Here is a 19013-nt window from a genome sequence, read left to right on the forward strand (position 1 = left end):
ATTGCAACGGCAAGTCGACGGGAGGTCATTGGTGGAACCGTGGCCGGGGCGGGCCGGCAAAGATCGTGCGATGTCACGCATGCTTCGCCTGGTTGTCACATAAATGATAATTATAGCTAGCATATGCCGCCCCGACTCAAAATCAGGGGTTGCCAACAATGAACATCCGCGTTTCCCGCCTTGCCTTGTCGTGCGCGCTTTGCGCCGGTGCGGCCTGGATTTCTCCCGCGTTCGCCCAGTCCGCCGACACGCAGGCGACCTCCGGTGACGAGATCATCGTCACCGGTCGCGCCGGCACCACGCAGCAGAAGAAGGTCGATACCAGCTACGCCATCTCGACCATCTCGTCCGAGGAGCTGCAGATGCGCTCGCCGATCGGCGTGGTCGAGGCGCTCAAGCAGGTGCCGGGCTTCTTCATCACCAATACCTCGGGCGAGGCGAGCAGCGGCGTGCGCGTGCGTGGTATCCCGAGCGACGGCTTCCAGACCGTGGCGCTGCTCGAGGACGGCATCCCGATGCAGGCCGATCCGGGCCTGGGCTGGCTGAACGGCGACCAGTCGCTGCGCTACGACCAGACCGTGGAGCGCATCGAAGTGGTGCGCGGCGGCCCTTCGTCGATCTTCTATTCGAACGCGCCGGGCGCGGCGATCAACTTCATCACCCGCAAGGGCGGCGAGACGATGGAAGGCCTGGTCCGCTACGAAGGTGCCGATTATGGTTCGCACCGTGTCGATGCCTGGGTCGGCGGCCCGCTCGCCGGCGACTGGCGCTTCTTCATCGGCGGCTATTATCGGCTGAACGACGGTCCGCGCGATGCCGGTTTCCGGACCGGCCAGGGTGGCCAGTTCCGCGCCAATCTGTCGCGCGAGTTCGCGCGCGGCTCGATCAATCTGGGCATCAAGCGGATCGACGAGCGCATCAGCAACTGGGGCGGCGGCGTCTACACCACCGATGCCGATGGCAACGCGATCGGCGTGCCCGGCTTCGATCCGAAGCGCGATACCATCCAGGGCCCGGAAAGCCGCTACTTCAACTTCCGCACCCCGAACGGCAGCTATGCGTTCGACAGCGGCGTCGGCTCCACGGTCAAGCTCACCCAGTACAGCTTCGGCGGCGAGTACGAGCTGGGCGACAAGGTCAAGCTCCAGCACAACATGCGCTACCGCGAGAGCTGGACGCGCCGCAACAGCATCACCCCGTACAGCGTGGCCGGCGCCCAGGCGTTCCTGACCGGCACCTTCGGCAAGGCGATCCCAGCGGGCAGCGGGCTGACGCTCGGCCTGCGCTACCGCGACACCGGGGCGACCTATGACCTGGCCAAGGCCAACGGAAATGGCCTGGTGCTGGTCGATCTCGCGCGTTCCTACACCACGCCGCTCGACGAGTTCGTCAGCGACACTCGCCTGGTCGCCAGCTTCGAGGCGGCGGGCGAGCACAACTTCGCGGTCGGCGGCTATTACGCCAATGTCGACGAGGGCTTCCGCACCAACAGCGCCGCGATCCTGACCGAGGTGGCCAACCAGGCCCGCGTGCTGGACGCCTATGTCCTGACCGCGACCGGTACGCCGGTGCTCAAGCTCAGCGACAATGGCGTCGTCGCCTATGGCTCCGAATGGAACAATGCCGAGGGCCAGTCGGACACCTTCGCGCTCTATGCCAGCGACGAGTGGCAGATCACCGACAAGCTGCGCCTCGACGGCGGCGTGCGCTGGGAGCGGATCTCGATCAAGGGTCGGGTCGAGGGCAAACGCACCGTCAATCTGGGCCAGACCAGCTCGATCGCCGACGATGCGGTGGCGACCGGCAACGGCGTGTTCAAGCCCTACGACCGCAGCTTCGACCACACCGCCTGGACGGTGGGCGCGAACTACCAGTTCAAGCCGTATTTCGGCACGTTCGTGCGCTACACCAATACCTTCCGCCTGCCCAACATCTCGAGCTTCGTCACCAACGCCGGCGCCGATCCGGTGGTGCAGACGATGAACTTCATCGAGGCCGGGCTGAAATTCTCGCGCCGGAAGTTCGATATCTACCTCACCGGCTTCCGCACCAAGTACAACAGCTACGAGATCACCGACTTCCGCAATGTCGGCGGCACGCTCACGCCGTTCCGCGTGTTGGGCGACACCCGCACCTGGGGCACCGAGCTCGAGGCAGGCTGGCGCCCGACCGACTGGTTCGATCTCCATGCCTCCTGGACCTGGCAGGACGCGCGCTTCACCAACTTCGTCTATACCAACAACGCCGGCAAGCTGACCGACTATTCCAACCACCGGATGAACGGGCTGCCGCACAACAACTTCCGCATCAGCCCGGGCGTCAACCTGTTCGGCAAGGCGCTGCGGGTGGAAAGCGACATCAACTATAGCGGCCAGCGCTATACCGATGTTGCCAACGAGATCAGCCTCAAGCCCTTCTGGGTGGTCGATCTGACCGCACGCTACGAAGTGACGCCGCAGCTCCAGCTCAACCTGATCGTCAACAACCTGACCAACGAGTTCGGCCTAGTGAACGGCAATCCGCGTGCCGGCACGATCGACAATGGCGAGGCGGGCCAGGCGATCTTCATCGGCAGCTCGCAGTTCCGCCGCAGCTTCCGCGGCGCGATCACCTATCGCTTCTGACCTGTCCCGGACCGGCATGTCACGGCATGCCGGTCCGGTGCTTTCCATCCGGTCGCATGATTGTCGCGGCCCGATGCCGATGTTAGCCAACGCAGCGGACGGGGAACGATCCGCTCGGGCAGGAGAGTGAAGGCGCGTGACGGCATATCGCCAACCCAGGCAGGAACGATCGCGGCGAACCTTCGACGCATTGCTCGACGCGGCCGGCTATCTGCTCGCCGAAGTCGGCATCGAGCGTATCTCGACCAACCTGATCTGCGAGCGTGCCAAGGTGACGCCGCCCGCGCTCTACCGCTATTTCGACGACAAGTACGCGATCATCTACGCGCTCGCCGAACGGCTGATGCTGCGCCAGAACGATGCGCTGGAGACCTGGATCGCCAGTTATGGCGACAAGGGGCTCGACGTGCTTTCGGACAAGCTGCTCGAATTGCTCGAGACCATGTCCGCGATCACCGGCAGCCAGCCCGGTGCGATCTGGATCATGCGGGCGCTGCGATCGGTGCCGTCGCTGACGCCGGTGCGGCTCTATTCGCACAACTACGTCACCGACCTGCTCACCGATATCTATCACCAGTATCTGCCGCACGTGGATCGCGAGACGATCCGCCGGCGCACCCGCCTGTCGGTCGAGATGGCCTATTCGATGGACGAGATGCTCAAGGAAGAGGATTTCGATCAGAAGAAGCTCCTCCAGGATGCGGCCTTCGTCTTCCGGTCGATGCTCAATTTCCCCGAATATGGGCTTCACCCCGCGCCGGCCTGACTTGTCATAAAATTGATAGCTATCGCTAGTATTCGGCGCGCCAACAGGGTTCGCAAGGAGTGTGGCGATGAAGGTTTCGGATCGGTTCGGAGGCGTGCAATTGCTGGCCGCGGCGGCGCTGGCGCTGTGCGGTGCGCCTGCGGCGGCGCGGGATGACGAGCCGAATATCCCGCCGGTCGCCAGCCTTGGCGACGGCGTCTGGATGAAGGGCGACCTCCACCTCCATTCGCGCCACAGCAAGGATTCGTCGAACAATTCGGAAGCGACGATCATCGGCTTCGCCGAACAGGCCGGTTTCGATTTCCTGGCGATCACCGATCACGACAATCACGTGGAGGGGGATGTCGCGCATCACACCTGGAGCGATCCCGAGTTCCGTTCGGACAGGCTGGTGCTGCTCTACGGTGCCGAATGGACCACCAATCGCGGGCATGGCAACGTCTTCTCGGCGAAGCCCTACGACCATCAGAGCCTCTACGACATCCGGGATGCGCGCGACGCGAAGATCCTGGCGCTCAAGAAGAAGCTCGGCATCCACCTCTCGGCCAATCATCCCAGCGGCAAGGACCATTTCGGCTTCTCGTTCGACATGGTCGATTCCATCGAAGTGTGGAACTCGGTGATCTGGTCGAAGAATGCCGAAGCGGTGATGATCTGGGACGACATGCTGCGCTCCGGGCGCAAGCTTACCGGCCGGGGCGGCAGCGACTCCCATCACGGCACCCCGTCTTCGCCCGACAAGGCGGGCAAGAACAGCATGGAGCGCACCGCCAACTATGTCGGCACGCCGACGACCTGGGTGTTCGCCCGGTCGAGGACGCGCGAGGGTGTGGTCGAGGCGCTGACCAATGGCCGCGTGTCGATCAGCGCCAATCCGCGCGATCCCCGGGTCGAGCTCTATGCCGATCGCGATGGCGACGGGAAGATGGACATGATGATGGGCGACAATGCCCCTGCCAGCGGCAAGCCGGTCCGCTTCGAGGTGCGGCTGGTCGGGGGCGATGTGGCCGACGCGGTCTACACGGTCCGGGTGATCCGCAACGGCGAGAAGTTCGGCGAGTATGAAGCCCGGGGCACCAACCCCTCGATCACCTTCGAGGACAGCCCCGGCGCAAGGGAACGTTCCTATTATCGCGTCGAGGTCGAAGGCCCGCAAAGCGCCTATCCCGAAGTGCCCAATTCGATGCGGCTGAGCGGCAGGATGGTTGGCCTGTCCAACCCGGTCTTCTTCAATTTCGACCCGCGCTTCTGATATCCGCGGGCGCGTCCCAGCGCTCCCCCGGGGATACGATGTCCGCAGACGAAGGTGCGGGGTGAGAGAACCCGTGCCCCGTCTGCGGTTTCGCGCGATGGCGAAGAAGAAGGAGCGTCAGTTCTTGGAAAGCGAATAGGCGCCCCAGGCGGCATATCCCCCGGCGATGTGGAACGCGACCACGCCATAGATGGCATAGGCGTCGTTGGTCTGGAGGTTCTTGCTGAGATCGGCGAGCGCGGTGGTGAAGCGCGTGAGGCCATAGCCGGCCTTGGCGTAGTTGCCGCCCTTGTCCATCAGCGAGCCGATCGCGTTGGTGGCGAGGTAGCCGCTCTGGGCCCAGGCGCTGCTCGCCGCGCCGCTGCCCGCGCCGCCGAGCCCGCCGGTCAGCGCCGAGGTGCCCAGGTCCTGGTACCAGGGCTGATGGTCGAACAGGTTGGTGACGATCTTGCTGACGTCGCTGCGTACCGCGCCGGCGACCGCACCCAGTGCGGCGTTGGTGCCGATCCGCGTGAAGATCGCGCCATAGGAAAGGCTGCCCTGCAGCGTGCTCAGCTCCATCGCGCCGCGCGCGACATTGCCGAGCGCACTGATCCCGCCGCTGGCAAGCCCGCCGGCGGCGCCGGACAGCGCGCCGATGCCCACTGCCGCGAAGAAGCCGGCGGCGGTGAAGTCGCGGCCATGGGTGGCGTCATATTGCAGGCCCGACAGGCCGGCGCCGACCAGCGTACCGCTGAACACCGCGTTGCCGATCGTGGCGAGTGCCGAGCCGGTGACCGTCTCGGCCGCTTCGGCCGCGACCACGCCGGCGCCGACTTCGGCACCGATCTCTGCGCCCTCGGCACCGACCAGCGCCGCGTCGATCGAGCCGGCGACCGCATCCGATGCGCCCCCGGTGAAGGGCGTGGCGAGCAGCCCCACCGCGGCGATCGCGACCATCGCGATGCCGATGCCGACCTGCGCCCAGATCGAGATCTGGCCGCTGGGGTCGACCGCGACCAGCGGGATGTTGCCGGCGAAGAGATAGGGGCTGGGGAACTGGTTCTGCGGGTCGGGCGCGAGGAAGCGCATCTGCAGCGGATCGTAGAGCCGCGCCTTGAAATTATAGAGCCCGACCTCGGCATCCCATTCCTGGCCCTGGAACAGCGTGGCGAACGCACCGGCATCGCCGGGCTTCTCGACCAGCTGCTGGCCGAACGGCATATAGCCATAGTGCGCGACCGCGCCCGAGGCGTCGACCAGCGCCCAGCAGCTCTGCGTCGGATCCTTGAGCGGGTAGCGGCGGGTGCCGCCTTGGTCGATGGCCAGCAGGCCCGCCGGGCCCTGGATGTACGCGGTCCATTCGCCGTTGCTGAAGGTGGCGAGCGGCTCGCTGCTGGCACCGTTGAAATAGGCGATGGTGCGGCCCTCGCCGGCGCGCAACTGCTTGAGCACGCGCTGGCTGGCATCGCCATAGCCGAGCCGGATGCGGTTGCCGTCGCGCGCGGCCGCGACCGCCATCGCGATGCAGCGGTCATAGGAAAGCGTGCGACCCAGCCCGGCGGTCTGCTGGCCGCGGGCGTTGAAGGCGAAGTCGCTGGCCGTGGTGCCGCCCAGCGTGGCGGTGGCGACACGGTCCGTCCCGGAGGCATAGGTGAAGTCGGTCGCGTCGCTGCCGACCGTGCCGGCCCAGATATTGCCGTTGGGATCGAAGCTTGTGATCGCCTGGGTCTGGGTGCCCTCGAGCGCGTTGAAGCGGCGCTGGCCGTCATAGCCGATCGTGCCGCTATATTTGGCCGTGGCGCCGCTGAGGTCGAGCGTCACGTCGCGTGCCGTCATCGCCCCGTCGGGGGCATAGTCGAACGCCATCGACAGCGATTGCCCGCCGGCGGTGGCGACCGTGTCGATCGAGACCGGATTGGAACGCGGATTGCTGCTGGCCGCGACCGTCCAGGCGCTGCCGAGCGACTGGACCGCGACGCTGCCATCGGGCGAGAAGACGAAGCTCCCGATATCGTCTGCGCCAGCGGTCGATCCGACGGCCACGATATGGCCAAGCTGGCTGAAGCCGTAATGCACCGTGCCCGGCGTGCAACCCTGGGGATAGCCGATCGCGACGACTTCGTTGAGCGGGTTATAGGTATAGGTCACCGTGCCCGCGGCGTCGTTCGCGCCCGACAGGCGCGTCGCGACGCTGGCGATCTGGCCGTTGGGGGCATAGCGATATTCGGTATCGACGGTCAGCGCGCCGGCATCGGGATCGCCGGCGGGCGCCGGATTATGACTGGTGGAGGCGGATTTCTGCCCGATCCGGTCGGGGGAGCTGCCGTCGCCGTCGAATTGCCACGCCGTCGTCGGGATCGTGCCGCTGGTCGGATAGGCGGGATCATCGGCGTTGGCGCGGAGGGCTGCGGGGTCCCAGCTGCCCTCGATCACGCCCTGTTCGATCATGCGGTTGAGCGGATCGAACTTGTAGTAGAGATACCAGGCCTCGCCGCCATCCATCGCTGGCTGGACGAAGCGCAGATTGCCGGCGGAATCATGGACGAAGCGCACCAGCCCGGCATCGCTGTCGGCAACTGCGTTGTTGAGCTGCAGCGGGTTCGTGGTCGCGGTGCGTACATAGCCGGCATCGCCCTGCTGCGGGCCGCTGCCGGTCGCGTTGGGTAGCCGGGTGGTAACCGTGACCGAGGGGCCATCGGTACCCACCGCATAGCTGTACAGGCCTTCCGATCCCTCGGTGCCCGAGCCGTCCGACGCTTCGCTGGTCGAGCCCACCTGCTGCGTCAGCATGTCGAGCAGGGTCGATGCCTTGACCTTGGCCGGGCTGGTGACGGTCTGGACCGAGAAGATCGGGCTGTCGCCGCCGCCGTTGCTCGCGCCATAGTCGAGCTGGACGGTCTTGCGATCGGCGACCGGTACGGTGAGGTCGATCGCGCATTCCTTGCCCGGCGCGCCGGTCTCGACGGTCACCTGGCGCGGCGATGCCTCGAACCGGGTGCCGTAATAGGGATAACCCTGGTCGTCGCTGCGCTTGACCGGGCCGTCCTGCTGGCCGCGATAATAGTCGGCGACGTCGCCGGGCATCTGCCAGGTCGAGCCCAGATTGGCGAGGAAGCCGGCAACGTCGACGAAGCCCGGATGATATTGCAGCGTCGCCTGGCTGGCACCGCTGCCGAAACTGCCCGGCGCCGCCTTGGTCGTCGCGACCGAGCGGTCGAGCCCGTCATTCACGGTCTGGACGATGAAGCTGTCGGCGGCGACGAGCTGGTGCGCCTGGCGCTGGCGCTCGGCGGCGTCGTTATAGGTCAGGCCCAGCCGCATGTCGTTGCCGGTGGCGAGGTTCCTGAGCCCGGTGGTCGCGCCGCCCAGCGTGATCGCCATGGCGCGGCTGGAGGGAGTCCGCTTCGCGCTGAACAGCAGCTGCCCGCCGGCGAAGAACAGGAAGATCCCCTGGTCCGCCAGCACCAGCCATTGCCGTGCCGGCGCGGTTCGCGTCGCGAGGGGCGGGATCGGCGTGGAGCCCTGCGCGGCGGTATAGCCCTTGCCGTCGACGCCGACCGTGATGTCGCCGAAGGTGACCGAGATGGTGGTCCCGTCACCGGGGACCAGCTCGAAATAGAGTGCATGGGCACCGGTCGGTTCGGGGCCGGTCCAGCTGAGCGTGCCCGGCGCGCTGCCCGCATGGGTGAGCACGTCGCCGGTGACGGTCCAGGCGCTGCCGTCGCCATCGGTCGACCAGCGCTGGCGCCAGGCACCGGCATCGCGGAAGGTCTCGACCTGGCCGCCGCCGGCGGCATTGCCGGTCACCGCGGCATTGGGGCTGGCCGGATCGAAGCTGCCGTTCGCGGAGCCGCTGCGCGACAGATAGTTGAGCGCGATCTCCTGCACCTGGTCGGTCGGGCCGACCGCGAGCGCCGTCCGGTTGGTGTCGTCATAATAGCTGAAGCTGGTCGATCCGCTCGCCACCATCGAGGCGAGCACATTGTGGTTCGCCGCGTCGAAGGTGCGCCCGGTCAGGCCATTGGCGAGCGGCACGAGCAGGGCCGCGTCGATCTGCACGCCGACAGGGGTCGCATTGGCGATCCGCAGCGTGATCGACACCTTAGGGTCGGAGCCGCCGGCGGGCACCGGCACGGGGAGGGTGCGATAGACCCAGGCGCCGTCGGTCGCCTCGAAATCGAGGGTCACCGCCGGCTGCGCGGCGCCATCGACGGTCACCGTCGCGGACAGGCCGCTGCCGGCCGCGGGCGCATAGCCCGGATCGGTCCGGTACCAGCAGCCGGCGACATAGGGCGCGCCGGCCTGGTGCGGCGCGACCGTCACCGCAGCGGATGCCTTGGCGCCGCCCGGCAGCTCGAGCGACTGCACGCCGGTGCGCGCGAGGTCGGTGCGGAACCGGGTGCTGGCGAAGGTCCAGCCCTCGAACGGATCATAGGGCTGGAAGTCGCTATAGGTCATGCCGCCGGCCGCAGCATTGGCGCATTGCGCGATCGGGAACTGGTCGTCCTTCGCGTAGAGGGTCGCGGTTGGCACGCCGAGCGCGCTCCGGCTCTCGCGCTCGAGGCCATAGCGGGTGCGCTGGGTGAAGCGCTGGCCCAGTGCCCAGCCGGCCGGCTTATCGCCACTGTGATAGGCGCCGAAGGGGAAGCCGATCGTCTGCGCGCTCTCCAGCCCGAAGCGGGCCTCGCACGCCCAGGCGGTGACGCCATCGCCGAGCAGGGTCGCCCAGGGCTGATAGGTGGTTGCCTGCGCCTTGATCGGAATCTTGTCGCCCGATCCGCCGGCCGGGCTTGCCTGGGCATAGGTCTCGGCGATGTCGGCCAGCGCATGGATCGCGCGGAGGCCGGGATAGATTTCCGCGCCATAGACCGCGCCGTTCTCGAAGGTCTGGCGAACGCCGCCGACGGCGTAGGAGTCGGTGTACTGCAGGACCGGACTGCTGCTGAACGGCCCCGGCTGTCCGGCCGCGACATAGTCGCTGACCTTGCGGGTGGTCAGGCCGTCGCGGAAGCTCTCCATCGCGACCGTGGTCGCGAAGCCGCCATGGAGCTGCACCGCGGTCGCGCCGCTGGTGCCCGGCTCCAGCGAGACCTGCTCGAACACCTTGTATTCCGAGGTGGTGGACTCGCGCAGCACGCCGCTGCTGTCATAGGTCGCGGTCTGGCGCAGCATGCCGTCGAGCATGTTGTAATAATTGCCCTGCGCGATCGTCAGGCCGTTCAGGTACAGATTCTCGGTATAGCCATTGGCGGGATCACTGATCGCGGTGCAGTCCGGATAGAGCCGGGCCTTGTAATATTTGACGATCCGGCCCGAGGGGTCGCAGGCGGCGGTGGCGGTGTCGAAGGTGTAAAGCGTAGTGACCGGGCTCTCATAGCCATAGTCGATCGTCAGTCTCTCCACTGCGAAATGGGCGATGTTGCCCTGGAGCGCCGCGCCGGCGAAATGGTTGAGATAGACGGTGTCGCTGCTGTCGAAGCTGAGCGCGCTCGCCGGATAGGTCATGAACATCTGCGGCCCGCCGGCATAGATGCCGGCGCCGGTGATCCCGCCCGGCATGCCCGGATAGGTCATCTTCTGGGCGTCGAACGATTCCAGCGGCCCGAGCTGCCCGCCATTGCGCAGCACGACCGAGCTGACCGCGACCGGATTGGCACCGTCATTGACGACGAAGCTGAGGAAGCCCGGCGCCTGGTTGATGAGCGAATCCGAATTGAGGATCTTGGTGCCGCCACTGATCTCGCTCGCCAGATCGATCGTGGCGTCCTTACCCACGACCAGGCCCCAATCGTCGGCGATGCCGCGGAAATAGACATAGGGCCCGGCGATCGCCCAGTCGCTCCCGCCGCTGCTCGGCCAGTTGAGATATTCGGCCTGCTGTGCCGGCAGGGTCTGCTTGAGCGCCGTGCCGTCCTGGGGCCAGTCGCTCTCGTTGCGGGTGGCGTCGAAGCCGAGCGCGAACCCGGTCGGCAGGCCGATAGAATCGGTCGGCGCGAGGATCTGGAACACCCAGTCCGGGCCATAGGCATAGCGGATCTGGGTATCGGTCACCGATGGGAGCGGGGTCAGTGCCTGGTTGCCCAGCCACTGCGTGCCGCTGAAGCGATAGATCACGCCATTGACCGCGATCATCGTGTCCTCGACGATCGTCGGCACGAAGATCGTGTTGGCAGTGGTGCCGCTCCCATAGGTGAAGCTCACCGGATCGAAGCTATCGACCGAGACGGTGTAGCTGGCGTCCCAGCGCGCTGGCCAAAGCTGGAATTCCATGCCCGAGGCGAGCAGGTTGCTCACCACCACCATGCCGTTGCCCGGCACGACTGCCACGTTGCGCGTGTCGAGCGTATAGAGGCCGGGAATCGTCACCGGGGCCGCGGCCTGCCAGGTCAGGTTGCCGTCGAGATAGTGGACGGTCAGCGCGCCGCTCGTGTCGAGCAGCGCATAATATTCGCTGCGCGCCGCGAACCAGCTGTAATGGGCGAGCGGGAAACGCTCGACCGTCCAGGCCATGTCGGTCCAGCGGAAGGTCACGCGTTCGTAGAAATCGTTCGACGAACCCGCGACGCTGGAGACCAGGAAGAAGCTCGCGCCCGAAGCGAATCCGGGATCGAGCTGGACATTGTCATAGACCAGCGAGGGGGTGTCGGGCGCGGTGGTGCGGCCATTGATCGTCGCCGCGACCCATTGGCCCTGGCGCGCGGTATCGCGCTGGAAGACATAGACCGCGCGCTGCGGCACGCCGGTGCCGGCGAGCCGGTTGAAGTGGAGCGCGAGGAAGTCGCTGTCGGCCAGCACGTCGAGCGAGTTCAGGTCGAGGCCCTGGGTGTCGAGCACCTTGTCCTCGGTCAGCTGCCAGCCGAGCCATGCGCCGGTCCAGGTGAAGACCTGCATGGTCAGCGTGCCGCGCCCGGCATTGGCGTTGTAGTAGGTGACGACGGCATAGTCGCCGCCGAAGAACACGCGTGGCGAGCCGCCGGCGCCCAATGCCGTCGGCCGCGTCACGGCGACGCTGCGATTGCAGGCCGCGAGCGACTGGAAGCTGTAGTCGTAGTGCGCGACGGCGCCCTCGGGATAGGTGATCGTCTCGAGCGCGGCGGGCGAATAGCCGGCGGGGCGATGGGGATCGTCGGCCTTCTGGAGATAATAGCCGAAGTTCAGGGGCGGCGCGGTGGTGTCGTCGGCGTTGACGAGCATGATGCCGGTGAGGAAGCGCTTGTAGGTGTCGCCCTCGAGCCGGCCGCTGCTATCGGTGACGTTGGCGACTTCGCTGCCGCGCCCGCCGGTGCCGGGCCGCGGATCATATTGGAAGCGATAGCCGAACAGCGGCACGCCATTCGCGTCATGCGCGGTCATCGCCGACAGGAACTTGGTCTCGTAGCGGTCCTGATAGGGGCTGGGCTCGGTCGAGGGCAGGGCGCGGTGCGGGTCGCAATATTCGCGCGGATCGGTCTCGCCGTCGCTCCACAATTTGTCGCCATAGCCGAGCTCGACCATGCGGCCGAACACGTCGGTGACGCGGGTGAGATAGACCGCCTTGGTGAAAGGAAGGCCGGCCATGCCGACACGCTGCTCGACGTCCGGGATCAGCCCGGTCTTGGGGTCGCGTTCCCAGCCATTATAGGCAAAGCCGATATGGTCGCCGAAGCGGTCGCGTATGCCGGTGAGATACCAGGCGCGCGCGACCTGGACCTGGTCCTGGGTGACGTTCGAGGCGCCGGTCCAGACCGGCCGCGCGCTCGCGCCCTTCCACCACACTTCCCAGGCGATGCTGTTGTCGATGCCGGTGCGGAAATGGTCGGGTGTCTCGTCGCCGAGCCCGCCATAGGACTGGACCATCCCGGTCTCGGTGACGATCAGCCAGCGCTCATAGGCGGGGAAATAGACGATCGAATAGAATTTGTAGTTCTGCAGCGCATAGCATTCACCGCCGTAGCGGACCGCGATACCATTGCTCTCCGTCTCCAGCGCGAACTGTTGCTGAAGCGCCGGATCGTCGATCGTCCAGGGGCCGGTGCCCGCAACGGTTGCGCCGCTGTCGAGCGGCAGGCCCATGCCATGGAAGGCGTCGAGCACATCGCCCGGGACGGGCTGGCCCGCCTTGAGCCCGCTCGCTGCGCCGGAGGGCAACTCGAACAGCAGCGGCACGATCGCCTGGCGATAGAGGCTGTTGGGCGTGCCATTGTCGTAGAGCGTGTACTGGCGGGTGCCCGGCACCGGAGATCCGCTGTCGGCGGCGTCTATGTAGCTGAGCGGGAAATTCCAGCCGAGGCCGAGAATCCCGGTCGGCGCGTCACGATTCCAGGTGGCCGCGGCTTCGGTGACATTGCTCTGATATTGCAGCGAAATATCGATGTCGAGGCCCGAATTCTGCGCACGGCCGGGCAAGGTCAGGATCGACTGGGTGAGGTTGATGTCGCCGCGGAACAGATTGACCGCGCTCGAAAGCTTGCCGACCGCCGTGCCGTCCATCTGGAAGGTGCGGATTGCGGGCACCGAATTGTCGACCATGTGCGCCTCTCGGAATCGCGGCGCGGACGACGGCGACGCGCCGGCGCGACTGCCGCTCGATCATGAAAACCGGCCGGGAGCGGCACTGCGCCGCGCCCGGCCGATGACGGTCAGCCTTTGGGGATGCCGACGACGATGAGATTGACGAAGGACGCGTTGTTGTCCTGCGTGTTGCCCGAATTGTCGCTGACGAAAGCCCGGGCATTGTCGATCGTGACCTTGGACGTATCGGTGCTGTCCAGGCTCCAGCCCGTAGAGCCTGCTCCCAGCGTCTTCACATGATGGTCGTCGCCGCCGAAGGTGATGGTGAAGCTGTTCAACATCACCACTGCGCTCGACAGCGGCTTGCTGAAGGTGACCTGCTGGGCCGATGTGGTCTGCTGGTTGGTGAGGATCGCGATTTCCATTCCGGTCTCGGCATAGTTGCCCGCGAGGAGCACCGCATCTGCGCTCTCCGTGCTCGCTTCATGGCCACTGCTGTCGACCATCGCCGCGTCGGCGCTGATCTGCCCGGACGTGCCGTGCTGGGCGAAGCCGAGCGAGACCAGCATCTGGCGGAGATGGTGGTCATTGTCGCCGAAGGAAAGCGCGAAACCGGCAATGCCGGGCTGGGCGAATTTGAGCGAACTGCCGGGCAGCGAGATCGGCGCGGACTGGGTTCCGGTCATGATGCCGTCGACGGTTGCGAATGCGAGATTGTTGTCGGCGGAGTCGGTGTTGGCGATGCAGACGAGTCCGATCTTGGAATCGGCCTTGTCGATCAGATTGCCGGAGGCATCGACAAGTTGCGCAGTCACACTGGCCTGAACGGTATTGTTGCTCCAGCTCGTCTGGACCGACAGGCTGACCTTCTTGATGTGGTGATCCGTGTTGCCATAGGTGAGGCTGAAGAAGGATATACCCACGACATTGGATATGACCGCGCGGTCGAAGCTGAAGCTGGCTGACTGATTAAGATTTACGGTAGTAGACTTTACTTCGATTGCCATGATGAATCTCCCAAGCGAGATTGTCCATGAGGTATATAAATGTCACAAAACTCTCAAGTTTTGCTAATTTACTTTGGATTCTTATTTGAGAGAAGATGAACGGGTATCACTCAAATAAGAATGGTTCGTAATTTATTTGTTGTTAACTGGAATATCTGCGTCGATTATCAATAACAGGATTCGATTTTGCTTCGCAAGGCGCGATGTGTATTAGAACCGCAACGGTCGCAAAAGCGGGATGGTGTTGCGCGGGCTTCCGGATTTCGGTCGATCGGGCAGGGCGATGCGCGGGACTGGCGCAGTGGCGCAGTGGCGCAGTGGCGCAGTGGCGCGGTCGCTGGCGGTCGTCGAGCTCAAGCTGGCAACGCCTCCGGGTTTCGCGAGGTCGCGGCCAACTGGATCTTCGATGCCACCGAGAGGATGCCCGCCGGCAGGTCGCCGGTGAACCTCGGATTCGGATGTGTAAAATATTGTAATGTAAAACGAATTTTACATCCTGAGACTGTTCTTCGGTAAGGCTTCTGGCGGATAACGCCTGTGCTGACCCCTGATGGGTTCAGCCATTGTATCGATTTCACGAAGAGCTTGGGTGGGGCGTGAACATCTATTGGCGGCATCGGCCGGATCTGAACCAGGGAAGGCGCGCTTCGATGCCGTTCGCGCGCCGCAGGGCCTGATGGGGGCACATCCCCTGGAGATCGTGCCCGACATGACCGGCGCGGACAGTCTGCGTGTCCTGATCGAAGGCTCGCCGGACGGCTTTCTGGTGCATGACGTGGCCGGGCACATCCTCGATGTGAACGAGCGCTTCTGCCGCGATCTCGGCTATAGCCGGGCGGAGCTGATCGGGCTGACTATCGACGAGATATCCTGCGGCAGATCACCCGCCGCGAACGCCAGGCTATGGGTTGCCGCGGTGCCGGGAACCGCTGCCACCGTGTCGCAGATCGCCGTTCGCAAGGACCGCACGACCTACCCGGCGGAGGTCCGCCTGACCTGCCAGATGGTCGCGGGCCGCAAGCTGTTCATGGCGTTCGCGCGCAGCCTGGGACGCCCCGCGCCACCTCGCCTCGGGGCGCTCGAGCTCTCTGCGCGAGAGAGGGCGCGGGAGGCCCAGTCGGTCTATGGAAAGCTGCGCGCGGTCATGGACAGCGCCGACGACGTGATCGCCTTCCAGGACCGGCTGGGCCGTTGCCTGATGCTCAATCGCAGCGCGGAGGCGCTGGCCGGGCTCCCACGCGGGGAAATCCTCGGCCGGAACGCGATCGAGATTTTTGGTGACGAGATCGGCACACGCCTCCGCGAGAAGGAGGAGGAAGTCCTGTCTACCGGCGCCTGCTCCGTCACCGAGGAAGTCTTCCCGGTGGATGGCGGTGAACGGATATTCCTCATCACCCGAAGCCCGCACCGCAACGAGCGGGATGAGATCGACGGGTTGGTGAGCATCGCCCGCGACGTCACCGATCTCCGCGAACGCGCGCGCCTGGCCGAGGAGCGACTGAAACAGGCCAATCTCTCGCTGGAGGAGGAGAAGTTGGCGCTTTCCCAGCGCACCGTCGAGCTGGGGCGCCAGGCGGGCGAGGATGCGCTGACCGGAATCGCCAATCGCCGTCGCTTCGACGAGGCGCTTGAACGGGCCTGTCTCCATGCTGCCCGCATGCGTCAGCCGCTGGCCCTGGCGATGATCGATGTCGATTTCTTCAAGCTCTACAATGATCGCTATGGCCATGTGCAGGGCGATGCCACGCTGAAGCGGGTCGCCGATATCCTCGCCGGTGCGGTGCGGCGGCCCTATGATCTTGCCGCGCGCTATGGCGGCGAGGAGTTCGTGCTGCTGCTGCCCGGCTCGGACCAGCCCCGGCGCGTGCTCGAGGATATCGCCACCGAACTGGCGCGGGCGCGGCTGCCGCATGCCGCGTCGCCCGTATCCCCGTTCGTGACGATGAGCTGCGGTTGTGTGGTGGTGGCCGACCCCGCCGCCGTCGCGCCGGCGGACATCATCGGGGAGAGCGACAAGGCACTGTACCGGGCGAAGCAGGAAGGGCGAGACCGGATCGTCGTCACGCGCTTCTGACGAGCTTTGTAAAACCTTGTAAAGTCGGCGAAATGGCGCGCGACTTCGTGCGATCTAACCGGTTACACGCGTGATTGCGAACCTCCCATCGGTCGCAGTCGCCGCCGAGTTGAGGCTCGGCGGCGGCATCTCTATGGTTCTCCCCGGCGAGCCATGCGGGAGAAAGAATTGCGTTGTGCCTTCTGGATCATGGCAGCCCCGCCCGCGCTCCTCGCCGGTTGCGTCGCGCCGATCGAGCGAAGCGACCTGATCGTCGGCGAGGCTCCGGTTCCGCCCGTGACGAGCTTCTTCATCGCGGGTACGGACATGAGCACGCCGATCGGTGTCGAGGCGCGCGAGGAAGTGCGCCGCGCCCTTGTCGCAGCCGGGCTGCGGGAGGATCCCGCAGCGCCGGTTCGCGTCGATATGGGGTTCGCGGTGGCCCGCAAGGCACTCCAGGTGGCGCTTCCGGAAGCGAAGCCGGTGCCTGCCGATCCGGAAGGCATCTCCACCTGCCGCCGCAGCCAATATGTCCTGTCGGTCGCGATGATCGCGCGGGACAATGGACGGGTGCTGTTCCGCGGCGCAGCTACGGCGCATCGCTGCCCGCGCTCGGCCCGGAAGGCACTGCCGCTGCTGGCCAGGGCCGCCCTGTCAGACAGCCCCTGGACTGGCCGGAAGGACTAGGGTGAAGCAGGCACCGCCGTCCGGGGCCGCGCGATAGACCAGCACACCGTGGTGGCGCTCCGCCACGGTGCGGGCATAGGCGAGCCCCAGGCCGGCGCTGAGCCCCTTCTTCTCCTTGGAGGTCGGGCCGAAGCGCTCGAACAGCCAGGGCAGCTGCTCGGATGGAACCCCCGATCCGGCGTCGCGTATCTCGACGCGCTGCCAAGTCGCGCCTTCCTCCACGACCTCTTCCAGGGTGCAACGGACCTCTCCACCCTCCGGGCTGAACTTCACCGCATTGTCCAGCAGGTTGAGCAGCGTGCGGGTCAATGCCTGGTGCTCGCCCCGCACGCAGTGCGGCTCTTCGCCGGCATCGACGACGACGCGCACGCCTTTGGCATTGGCCAGCGGCCATACCGAGTCGCTCGCTTCGGCCAGGCAATCTGCCACGTCGATCTCCTCGGGCTGGAAGGTCGCACCCTCCAGTCGTGCGAACTGCACGAAATCGTCGGCGAGGCGCAGCGTCCGGCGTGCATGACCGGCGAGCCGGCGGGCGAGGCTCTCGGGGATGTCCTTGCCCGGCTCGCCCTCGACCAGCGCGACGATCGCGGCCTGGGGAGAACGCATGTCGTGGCTCAGGAATTCGATGGCCGCTTCGCGATCGCGTTCCGCCGTGCGGATCGCGGTGATATCCGCGAGCAGCAGGATCCAGCCCCGCTGCTCGGCGCGCGCACCGGTGAGGGGCGTCTTGCGCGGTGAGAAGCTGCGGCCGTCGGAAAGTGTCAGGTCCTCCGCCAGCGGCGCGCGGATCAGCCGTGTCACCTCCGACAGGTCGAGCGGACCGTCGAGCAGCAGCTGGGCGGGTTGGTTGGCCAGCAGCAGCTCGCCCGACAGAGTCGTGACGATCAGCGGATCGGCGACGCCCTCGATCGTGTCCGCGACGAACTGCTTGAGGTCGCGCAGACGGGCGATCGAGCTGCTCAGGGCCAGCGCGTTGCTGCCGGTTGGATCGAGTCCCACCGGCGCGGAGGGGGTGATCGCGCTGTCCGCGCCGAACCGGGTCAGCTCGTCGGACATTGCCCGGTGGATAGCGCTCAACCGGCGCCATCCCCAGAGCGGGTAGACCAGGGCGAGTGCCAGCAGCGCCGATACCGGCGGGATCCAGATGCCGGCAAGCAGCAGCAGGGCGATGGGCAGCATCGCCGTCACCGTGAATATCGCCAGTACCGCGAGCAGCGACTGGGTCGGCCGCAGCCGCAGGAAGAGCAGCAGCAGGATGATGCTGGGCAGCCCGGCGAAGAGCAGGCGCCACGGCATCGATGCGAGCTGGACGAAGCGATCGACGAGCAGTGCGTTCAGCAGATTGGCCTGCACCTCGACCCCGGGGAGAGTGCCCGCCCCGGCGACGAAATGCCGATCGCCGAGCCCTGCCGCGGTCGCGCCGACGAGGATCAGCTTATCCTCGAGAAACCCCTGGGGAACCTCGCCCGCGAGCACGTCCTTGAACGGCACGGTGCGGAAGCTGCCTGCGGCGGCATAGGGTACGAACACCCGGTAATCGTCATGCGCGGCGGCGCGGCCAAAGGCCGGCGAGGGCACGCGGTTGGCCAGGCGGTAGGTCGTCTCGGCTAGGTGCGGAAGGGGCCGGCCGTCGATGTCCAGCGCCAGCAGCGCCGCGCGGGCGCTGCCGTCCGGATCGTGCGGCAGGGCGACATGGCCGAGTGCGGCCGCCGCCTCGCGCTCCGGCGAAATGGGAAGGGTGGCGTCGAATTCCCTGCCGGCGGTGCCGGGGGCTTCGAGGAGGATCGGCAGCGAGACCGGCACACGGCGCATCGCCTCGGCCAGCGCGATGTCCTCGGCGGGGCGCGGGGCGGGCTCGGTGAACAGCACGTCATAGGCGATCGCGGCGGGCCGGGCGGCGGCCATGCGGGTTAGCGCCTGGGCGTGGATGTCGCGCCGCCACGGCCAATGGCCGATCGCGGCGACGCTGGCATCGTCGATCGCGACGATCAGGATCCGGTCGGACGGCGGCGCGGCGCGGAAGCGGATCAGCCCGTCGTACAGCGCACTGTCGAGCCGGGAGACTCCGCCACCCAGCACCAGGCCGCAGGAGACGGCGAGCGCCAGCAGGGCAATCGCCGCCCATTCCAGCAGCAACCGGACACGGGCCAAG

Annotated in this window: 8 protein-coding genes; 5 read left to right on the forward strand and 3 right to left on the reverse strand. The window is 66.3% G+C overall.

Annotated features, from left to right (window positions below):
• Positions 1-158 precede the first annotated feature (158 nt).
• The 3 genes from GGR46_RS14165 (at position 159) to GGR46_RS14175 (ending at position 4642) form a co-directional block, all read left to right on the forward strand.
• Positions 159-2624 (forward strand): TonB-dependent receptor, encoded by a 2466-nt coding sequence (locus tag GGR46_RS14165; protein WP_183998579.1) that lies wholly within the window; start codon positions 159-161, stop codon positions 2622-2624.
• A 136-nt stretch (positions 2625-2760) separates the two neighbouring features.
• Positions 2761-3390: a TetR family transcriptional regulator gene (locus GGR46_RS14170; RefSeq protein ID WP_183998580.1), complete on the forward strand. Its 630-nt coding sequence runs from the start codon at positions 2761-2763 to the stop codon at positions 3388-3390.
• Positions 3391-3457: 67 nt separating this feature from the next.
• On the forward strand, positions 3458-4642 hold the full coding sequence (locus GGR46_RS14175) for a CehA/McbA family metallohydrolase (protein ID WP_183998581.1): 1185 nt from the start codon (positions 3458-3460) through the stop codon (positions 4640-4642).
• Positions 4643-4759: 117 nt separating this feature from the next.
• Here GGR46_RS14175 and GGR46_RS14180 read toward each other — a convergent pair whose 3' ends face one another.
• Together GGR46_RS14180 and GGR46_RS14185 are read right to left on the reverse strand one after the other, a co-directional pair.
• Positions 4760-13132 (reverse strand): RHS repeat-associated core domain-containing protein, encoded by an 8373-nt coding sequence (locus GGR46_RS14180; RefSeq protein ID WP_183998582.1) that lies wholly within the window; start codon positions 13130-13132, stop codon positions 4760-4762.
• Positions 13133-13242: 110 nt separating this feature from the next.
• A complete protein-coding gene (locus tag GGR46_RS14185) occupies positions 13243-14037 on the reverse strand; it encodes a hypothetical protein (protein ID WP_183998583.1) in 795 nt (264 codons plus the stop codon).
• Between the two features lie 760 nt (positions 14038-14797).
• On the opposite strand from GGR46_RS14185, the gene GGR46_RS14190 reads away from it, so the two are divergent.
• Positions 14798-16195 (forward strand): GGDEF domain-containing protein, encoded by a 1398-nt coding sequence (locus tag GGR46_RS14190; RefSeq protein ID WP_183998584.1) that lies wholly within the window; start codon positions 14798-14800, stop codon positions 16193-16195.
• A gap of 189 nt (positions 16196-16384) precedes the next feature.
• Positions 16385-16861 carry a hypothetical protein gene (locus GGR46_RS14195; protein ID WP_183998585.1) on the forward strand — a complete coding sequence of 159 codons (477 nt, stop codon included), beginning with the start codon at positions 16385-16387 and terminating at the stop codon, positions 16859-16861.
• On the opposite strand, the gene GGR46_RS14200 is transcribed toward GGR46_RS14195, so the two are convergent.
• Positions 16829-19012, reverse strand: a complete 2184-nt coding sequence (locus GGR46_RS14200) for a CHASE2 domain-containing protein (RefSeq protein WP_183998586.1) — start codon at positions 19010-19012, stop codon at positions 16829-16831. The genes GGR46_RS14195 and GGR46_RS14200 overlap by 33 nt on opposite strands.
• Position 19013 lies beyond the last annotated feature (1 nt).

The sequence above is a fragment of the Sphingomonas kyeonggiensis genome (assembly GCF_014196745.1).
In the GTDB taxonomy this organism is placed as follows: domain Bacteria; phylum Pseudomonadota; class Alphaproteobacteria; order Sphingomonadales; family Sphingomonadaceae; genus Sphingomonas; species Sphingomonas kyeonggiensis.

What these genes read in the sequence shown, in the direction of transcription:
- GGR46_RS14165 (WP_183998579.1), top strand. Translation starts at nt 159, where the DNA reads ATGAACATCCGCGTTTCCCGCCTTGCCTTGTCGTGCGCGCTTTGCGCC.
- GGR46_RS14175 (WP_183998581.1), top strand. Translation starts at nt 3,458, where the DNA reads ATGAAGGTTTCGGATCGGTTCGGAGGCGTGCAATTGCTGGCCGCGGCG.
- GGR46_RS14180 (WP_183998582.1), bottom strand. Translation starts at nt 13,132, where the DNA reads ATGGTCGACAATTCGGTGCCCGCAATCCGCACCTTCCAGATGGACGGC.
- GGR46_RS14190 (WP_183998584.1), top strand. Translation starts at nt 14,798, where the DNA reads ATGGGGGCACATCCCCTGGAGATCGTGCCCGACATGACCGGCGCGGAC.
- GGR46_RS14195 (WP_183998585.1), top strand. Translation starts at nt 16,385, where the DNA reads ATGGCAGCCCCGCCCGCGCTCCTCGCCGGTTGCGTCGCGCCGATCGAG.